Source organism: Vibrio sp. 10N.222.55.C7, assembly GCF_041473335.1.
GTDB classification, from domain to species: Bacteria; Pseudomonadota; Gammaproteobacteria; order Enterobacterales; family Vibrionaceae; genus Vibrio; species Vibrio crassostreae_C.
This window is the reverse complement of the sequence record NZ_JBFRSC010000053.1, coordinates 108,983-109,214: the sequence shown is the minus strand read 5'-3', so window position 1 is coordinate 109,214 and position 232 is coordinate 108,983. Positions and strand designations below refer to the sequence as shown.

General features: G+C 40.1%; 1 rRNA gene. It reads left to right on the top strand.

Annotated features, from left to right (window positions below):
* Positions 1–96: ribosomal RNA gene (locus tag AB4482_RS18765) — 23S ribosomal RNA — on the top strand; the annotation flags it as partial.
* Positions 97–232: the final 136 nt, after the last annotated feature.

Below are 232 nucleotides of genomic sequence, written 5' to 3'. Positions count from 1 at the left end.
AAGGGTTGTCGTAGACTACGACGTTGATAGGCAGGGTGTGTAAGTGCTGCGAGGCATTGAGCTAACCTGTACTAATTGCCCGTGAGGCTTAACCATACAACACCCAAGGGGTTTTGTGGACTCAAAGAAAGACCAAACGCTTGAATGAGTTTGAAGAGATAGACTTTTAAATACAGTTTTCCAGATTATTTTGCCTTCAGTTTTTAAAAAAGCTGAAAGTAAAAGCAAAATT